Consider the following 7,000-nt stretch of genomic DNA (forward strand, 5'->3'; position numbering starts at 1 on the left):
CAGGCCGGGGAGTATCTCGGTGTCGCCGCGCTCGTCGATCCAGCGCGAACGCACGTCCGGCAGGCCCTTGCGCAGGTCGATGCGCACGTCCGGGTCGGTGTAGGGGCCGGAGGTGTCGTAGACGTAGACCGGCGCGTTCTTCTCACCGCCGAAGGCGGTCGGGGTGTCGGCCAGGGAGATTTCCCGCACCGGCACGCGGATGTCCGGGCGCGAGCCGCTCAGGTAGACCTTGCGCGAATTGGGGAAGGGCTGCGTCGACTGGCGATCGAGCTGTTCAAGGCGGGTGACGTTGTTCTTCTGGGTGCTCATCCTGGCTCTCCTGGGGTGACTGTCGGGAGAACCTGGGTGACGCGGGAGCCGCAAGGCGCTGCGGAGAAAGGACGCGTCCGGAAAGGGCTGGGGCCGGCCGGAAAGGCACTGTGGACGCGGACTTCTTGTTCCCTACGCGGGTGCTAACCCGATCAGGTTCAACGGGATCCGGAACTATCCGATCTCAGCCCCTCGCAATGGGGCACCCCGACAAGAACGTCCGCAGTCTAAACAAGACGCCGGCGCTTGGCCAATGCCGCCGAGCCGAAAGTCCTGGAAGCGACCCGGCGGTCACGTCACGGCCAACTACACTCCAGCAACGAATTGCCCCAAGCCGGCGCCTTGACCGGCACACGGGGCGACCGTAGCCTTGCCTCACCCGCACACTTTCTAGGACGAACGAATGCTGCGCAGACTTTCCCTGGCTGTCGCCGTGGCCGCCTCCTCCGGTTTCGTCTGGGCAGCCCAGCCCACGTCGAGCGTCGCTCCGCTGCCGACCAAGACCGACCTGATCAGCGTCTACAAGGATGCCGTAGATAACAACGCCGACCTCGCCGCCGCCCAGGCCGACTACCTGGCGCGCAAGGAAGTCGTGCCCCAGGCGCGTTCCGGCCTGCTGCCGCAGATCAACGCCGGCGGCAGCCTCGGCAACACCCGCACCTCGCTGGACGAGCCCAACGCCACGCTCAACCGCAGCAGCGAGGTGGTCCAGGCCAGCCTCAGCCAGCCGCTGTTCCGCGCCGACCGCTGGTTCCAGCTCAAGGCCGCGGAAAACATCAGCGAGCAGGCCCAGCTGGAATTCTCCGCGACCCAGCAGCGGCTGATCCTGCAGACCGCCGAGAACTACTTCGGCGTGCTCCGCGCCCAGGACAACCTGGCCGCCAGCAAGGCCGAAGAAGCGGCGTTCAAGCGCCAGCTCGACCAGTCCAACGAACGCTTCGACGTCGGCCTGTCGGACAAGACCGACGTGCTCGAATCCCAGGCCGGCTACGACACCGCGCGGGCCAACCGGATCGTCGCCGAACAGGCGGTGGAAGACGCCTTCCAGGCCCTGGTGACCCTGACCAACCGCGAATACGGCGGCATCGAGGGCATCCTCCACTCGCTGCCGGTGGTGGTGCCGACGCCGAACGACGCCAAGGCCTGGGTGGACACCTCGGTGCAGCAGAACATCGCGCTGCAGGCCAGCAACTACGCGGTCGACGCCGCCGAGGAAACCCTGCGCCAGCGCAAGGCCGGGCACCTGCCGACCGTGGACGCCGTGGTGCAGTACCAGAAGGGCGACAACGACGCCCTGGGCTTCACCAACACCGGCACTCCGGGCCAGCCGACCTACGGCAAGTGGGTCGACCAGACCAGCGTCGGCGTGCAGCTGAACATCCCGATCTACAGCGGCGGCCTGACCAGCTCCCAGGTGCGCGAGTCGTACCAGCGCCTGAGCCAGAGCGAGCAGCTGCGCGAAAGCCAGCGCCGCCAGGTGGTGCAGGACGCGCGCAACCAGCACCGCGCGGTGAACACCGACGTGGAAACGGTGAAGGCGCGGCGCCAGGCGATCATCTCCAACCAGAGCTCGCTGGAAGCCACCGAGATCGGCTACCAGGTCGGCACCCGCAACATCGTCGACGTGCTCGACGCCCAGCGCCAGCTGTACAGCGCCGTGCGCGACTACAACAACAGCCGCTACGACTACATCCTCGACAACCTGCGCCTGAAGCAGACCGCCGGCACCCTCAGCCCGGCCGACCTGCAGGCCCTGGGCACCTACCTGAAGGCCGACTACAACCCGGACAAGGACTTCCTCCCGCCGGACCTGGCCAAGGCCGCCGAGCAGCAGCTGGAAAGCAGCAGCAAGGCGCGGACCCAGCAATAACAACAAGCCCGGCGAAAGCCGGGCTTGTTGTTACAGCGTCCGTAACTCGTAGGGCGCATAACGCCTACGGCGTTATCCGCCGTTGTCGGCGGGCATCGGAGTTCCAGCCAACGGCGGATAACCGCGAACGGCTATTCGCCCTACGCGAGCGCCGGAGGTTCCGCCGCGGTTGATCAGTCACGATACCCCGGCGCTACCCGCTCCAGCAGGCGCAACATGGCTTCCCAGGCCAGCTCGTAGCCATCCGGGTCGCTCAGCTCGCCCTCGGCCAGCGGCCGCGCCGGCTCGTTGAACTGGCGCTCGGTGCGCCGGCACACCTCGTCCGACGGGATCACCAGCTCGCCACCGGCCTGGGCGGCGAGCTGGATGTCGCAGGCCTTCTCCAGGTAGTACATGCGCAGGAACGCCTGTTTCACGCTGTCGCCCACGGTCAGCAGGCCGTGGTTGCGCAGGATCATCCCCAGGTGGTCGCCGAGGTCGGCGACCAGCCGCTCCTGCTCGTCGAAGGACAGCGCGATGCCTTCGTACTCGTGGTAGCCCAGGCGCCCGTAGAACTCCATCGACATCTGGTTCAGCGGCAGCAGCCCGCCGGCCTGGGCGGCCACCGCGCAACCGGCGCGGGTGTGGGTGTGCAGCACGCACTGGGCGTCCTCGCGGGCCGCGTGGATGGCGCTGTGGATAACGAAGCCGGCCGGGTTGACCTTGTAGCGGGTCGGCTCCACCGGGTTGCCGGCGAGGTCGATCTTCACCAGGCTCGACGCGGTGATCTCGTCGAACATCAGCCCGTAGGGATTGATCAGGAAGTGGTGCTGCGGGCCGGGCAGGCGCAGCGAGATATGGGTGAAGATCAGGTCGCTCATGCGGAAATGGGCGATCAGCCGGTAGCAGGCGGCCAGTTCCTCGCGCAGTTTCCACTCCTCGGCGGAGCAGGTCTGGCGGGATGGCGTCGGAACGGTCATGCCGGGTCTCCTCTGGTTTTATTGTTCGGGCTTTTCGTAGGAGCGAGATTGCTCGCGAACAGAGCCTGTGCCAACCCGGTTCGCGAGCAAGCTCGCTCCTACGCCAGGTCCGTCATCCTGGTCGCTATTGACCTATTGCGCGGCCCAGGCGTTGAAGCGCTCCTCCAGTTCCTCGCCGTGGTCGGCCCAGAACTCGTCGTTCATCGCCAGGCCCACCGCCAGGTTGGCCGGCGAGGTCGGCACCCAGTGGCCGATGTCCTGCGGCAGGCGTTCGGCGGCCTGCTTGTTGGTCGGACCATAGGGGATATTGCGCACGTAGTCGACCTGGGCGTCGGCCTGGTTGGCGAAGGCGATGAAGCGCTTGGCCAGGTCGACGTGCTGCGAACCCTTGATGATCGCCCAGTAGTCCATGCCGTACAGGCTGCCCGGCCAGACCAGCTCGAGGTTGCGCCCGCTCTTGTGGGCGTCGGCGATGCGCCCGGTGTAGCTGGTGGTCATCACCACGTCGCCGGCGGCGAGCCACTGCGGCGGCTGGGCGCCGGCCTCCCACCACTGGATCGACGGCTTGATCTGGCTCAGCTTGGCGAAGGCGCGGTCGACGCCCTGTTTGGTGGAGAGCACCTTGTACACGTCCGCCGGGGCCACGCCGTCGGCCAGCAGGGCGAACTCCAGGTTGTACTCGGCGCGCTTGCGCAGGCCGCGCTTGCCGGGGAATTTCTGCAGGTCCCAGAAATCGTTCCAGCCGGCGGGCGCGGTCTTCAGCCTGTCGGCGTCGTAGGCGATGGCCACGCCCCAGACCAGCGCGGCCGAGCCGCAGGCCTTGGCGGCGTTGGGAATCAGCTGGTCGGCGCCGCCCACGGCATTCCAGTCCAGCGGCTCGAACATGCCCAGGTCGCAGTTGCGCGCCAGGTCCGGGCCTTCGATCTGCACCACGTCCCAGTCGGCGTGGCCGGTGTCGACCATCACCTTTATGCGGGCCATCTCGCCGTTGTACTCGGCCTGGGTGAGCTTCGCCCCGCTGGCCTTGGCGAAGGGCTGGAAGAAGGCCGCGTCCTGGGCCTTCTGCCCGGCGCCGCCGTAACCGACCACGACCATCGAATCCTGCGCCTGGGCGCTGCCCAGGCCGAGTCCCAGAAGCAACAGCAGGGGTTGCAAAGCGTACTTGCGCGAAATCATCGAGCGGGCCCTCTGTGAATGCGAACCGTGGCCGCGGACGCGGCACGGCGGGGGTGAGTTGGGCGTACCGGAACAACACTCGCAGGGAAACGGGCAGTCAGGCTGGGCGCGGCGCGGCGACGGGAAAACGCCAGCGGCGGGCGCGATCGGGCGGACGGGTGCATGCGCATCTCCTCTTGTAGTTGTTGTGGAGCACGTCGCGAAGCGCGCCTCGTCGACGACGGAGGCGCTGGATGAAAACTACTCAGTCACTTTTAAAAAAACAAGTTGATTTTTTACTGAAGGTAAATTTCCATGGAGCTACTTAGATAACAAGAAAAGCTCCAGGAGCCCGCCGTGTCCGACGTCATCCACTTCCAGAAATCCGCCCTGAACTTCCAGCCGTACGCCGGCCTGGCGCCGGAGAACGCCGCCATCTGCCGCCTGATCGGCCCGGCCGACAGCCAGACCATGGGCGCCGGGCTGGCCCGTTTCGACGGCTGCTCCATCGAGTGGACGGTGCTCTACGACGAGCTGATCGTGGTGCTGGAGGGCAACTTCCGCCTGCGCCTGGGCGAGCGCGTCATCGAGGCTGCGCCGGGCGACGTGATCTGGGTGCCGGAGCGCACCCCGCTGGCCTACGAGGGCGAGAAGGCCTGCGTGTTCTACGCGCTCTACCCGGTCGACTGGCAGACCCGCAACGCCTGACCCGAACTTCGACCCGCCCAGACAACGACGAGAAAGGACTAGGCCCGCGATGAACGCCTTCCCGCACCTGTTCAGCCCCCTGGAAATCCGCGGCAAACGCCTGAAGAACCGCATCATGTCCACCGGGCACGACACCTCGATGCCCACCGACAACCTGGTCAACGACCAACTGGTGGCCTACCACCAGGCCCGCGCCAAGGGCGGCGTCGGGCTGATCGTGATGCAGGTGGCCGGGGTCCACGACAGCGCGCGCTACACCTCCCACGTGCTGATGGCCACCGACGACGAATGCATTCCCGGCTACCGCCGCGTCGCCGAGGCGTGCCACGCCGAGGGCACCGTGGTGCTGTCGCAGATCTTCCACCCGGGGCGCGAGATCATGGAGTCCAGCGACGGCCTGCTGGCCGTGGCCTACTCCGCCTCGGCCTCGCCGAACGAGCGCTTCCGGGTGATGCCGCGCGAACTCGACCAGCACATGATCGACGAGATCATCGCCGGCTACGCCGCCGCCGCGCGGCGCCTGCACAGCGCCGGGCTGGACGGCGTGGAAGTGGTGGCCAGCCACGGCTACCTGCCGGCGCAGTTCCTCAACCCACGGGTGAACCAGCGCAAGGACGGCTACAACGGCGACCTCGACGCGCGCCTGCGCTTCACCCGCGAAGTGGTCGCGGCGGTGCGCGCGGCCACGGCCGAGGACTTCATCGTCGGCCTGCGCATCTCCGCCGACGAGCGCGACCCGGAAGGTCTCACCGAGGACGAATCGCTGCAGGCCGTGCGCGCGCTGCAGGGCGAGCTGGACTACGTGCACATCGTCGCCGGCACCTCGGCGTCCCTCGGCGGCGCCATCCACATCGTGCCGCCGATGGCCATCGAGGCCGCCTACCTGGCCAGCAACGCGGCGACCTTCAAGGCGCGCCTGGACATCCCGCTGTTCGTCACCGGGCGCATCAACCAGCCGCAGGAGGCCGAGCAGATCATCGCCCGCGGCCAGGCCGACGTCTGCGGCATGACCCGCGCGCTGATCTGCGACCCGGAGATGCCGAACAAGGCCGGCGACGGCCGCCCGGACGACGTGCGCGCCTGCATCGCCTGCAACCAGGCGTGCATCGGCCACTTCCACCGCGGCTACCCGATTTCCTGCATCCAGCGCCCGGAAACCGGGCGCGAGCTGCAGTACGGCCGTGTCGAGCCGGCCGTCCAGCGCAAGCGCGTGCTGGTGGTCGGCGGCGGCCCGGCGGGCATGAAGGCGGCGGCCGTGGCGGCGCAGCGCGGCCACCAGGTCACCCTGTGCGAAGCCACCGCGCAGCTCGGCGGCCAGGTCAACCTGGCCCAGTTGCTGCCGCGCCGCGCCGAGTTCGGCGGCGCCTCCACCAACCTGCAGCGCGAGATGCAGCTGGCCGGCGTCGAAGTGCGCCGCAACACCCGCGTCGACCGCGCCCTGGTGGAAGCCGAGAAGCCCGACGTGGTGATAGTCGCCACCGGCGCCCAGCCCTACTGGCCGGCCTTCGAGCGCGGCGGCGAACTGCAGGTGGTGGACGCCTGGCAGGTGCTGCGCGGAGAAGTGAAGGTCGGCCGTTCGGTACTGGTCACCGACTGGCGCTGCGACTGGATCGCCCCCGGCATCGCCGAACAGCTGGTGCGCGCCGGCCACCAGGTGCGCCTGGCGGTCAACGGCACGCACGTTGGCGAAAGCCTGCCGCTGTACGTGCGCGACCACCTGGCCGGCGAGCTGCACCGCCTGGGCATCGAGATCACGCCCTACGCGCGGCTGTACGGCTGCGACGACAGCAGCGTCTACCTGCAACACAGCGCCAGCGGCGAACCGATGATCTTCGAGGGCATCGACACCCTGGTGCTGTGCCAGGGCCACCAGCCGCTGGACGACCTGGCCGGCGAGCTGGAAGGCCTGGTGGAGTTCCGCCGCATCGGCGACTGCCTGGCGCCACGCACCGCCGAGGAAGCCATCTACGAAGGGCTCAAGGCGGCCTGGGCGATCTGA

General features: G+C 68.1%; 5 protein-coding genes, 1 pseudogene and 1 riboswitch. Of the genes and pseudogenes, 3 read left to right on the top strand and 3 right to left on the bottom strand.

Going from position 1 to position 7,000, the window contains the following annotated elements:
* A pseudogene (locus tag P3W75_RS07235) lies at positions 1–309 on the bottom strand (phosphomethylpyrimidine synthase ThiC); the annotation flags it as partial.
* A 112-nt stretch (positions 310–421) separates the two neighbouring features.
* Positions 422–529: riboswitch (TPP riboswitch) on the bottom strand.
* A gap of 183 nt (positions 530–712) precedes the next feature.
* Here P3W75_RS07235 and P3W75_RS07240 point away from each other — a divergent pair.
* Positions 713–2,179: a TolC family outer membrane protein gene (locus P3W75_RS07240; RefSeq protein WP_276226689.1), complete on the top strand. Its 1,467-nt coding sequence runs from the start codon at positions 713–715 to the stop codon at positions 2,177–2,179.
* A gap of 173 nt (positions 2,180–2,352) precedes the next feature.
* Here P3W75_RS07240 and P3W75_RS07245 read toward each other — a convergent pair whose 3' ends face one another.
* Together P3W75_RS07245 and P3W75_RS07250 are read right to left on the bottom strand one after the other, a co-directional pair.
* Positions 2,353–3,138 carry a class II aldolase/adducin family protein gene (locus P3W75_RS07245; RefSeq protein ID WP_276226690.1) on the bottom strand — a complete coding sequence of 262 codons (786 nt, stop codon included), beginning with the start codon at positions 3,136–3,138 and terminating at the stop codon, positions 2,353–2,355.
* Between the two features lie 132 nt (positions 3,139–3,270).
* Positions 3,271–4,314 carry an ABC transporter substrate-binding protein gene (locus P3W75_RS07250; RefSeq protein WP_276226691.1) on the bottom strand — a complete coding sequence of 348 codons (1,044 nt, stop codon included), beginning with the start codon at positions 4,312–4,314 and terminating at the stop codon, positions 3,271–3,273.
* Between the two features lie 336 nt (positions 4,315–4,650).
* Here P3W75_RS07250 and P3W75_RS07255 point away from each other — a divergent pair, with 336 nt between their 5' ends.
* Both P3W75_RS07255 and P3W75_RS07260 read left to right on the top strand, forming a co-directional pair.
* The gene (locus P3W75_RS07255; RefSeq protein ID WP_276226692.1) at positions 4,651–5,001 is read left to right on the top strand and encodes a cupin domain-containing protein; all 351 of its coding nucleotides are present in this window, start codon (positions 4,651–4,653) and stop codon (positions 4,999–5,001) included.
* Between the two features lie 49 nt (positions 5,002–5,050).
* Positions 5,051–7,000 (top strand): FAD-dependent oxidoreductase, encoded by a 1,950-nt coding sequence (locus P3W75_RS07260; RefSeq protein WP_276226693.1) that lies wholly within the window; start codon positions 5,051–5,053, stop codon positions 6,998–7,000.

This window comes from Pseudomonas citronellolis (genome assembly GCF_029335315.1).
Classification (GTDB): Bacteria; Pseudomonadota; Gammaproteobacteria; order Pseudomonadales; family Pseudomonadaceae; genus Pseudomonas; species Pseudomonas citronellolis_A.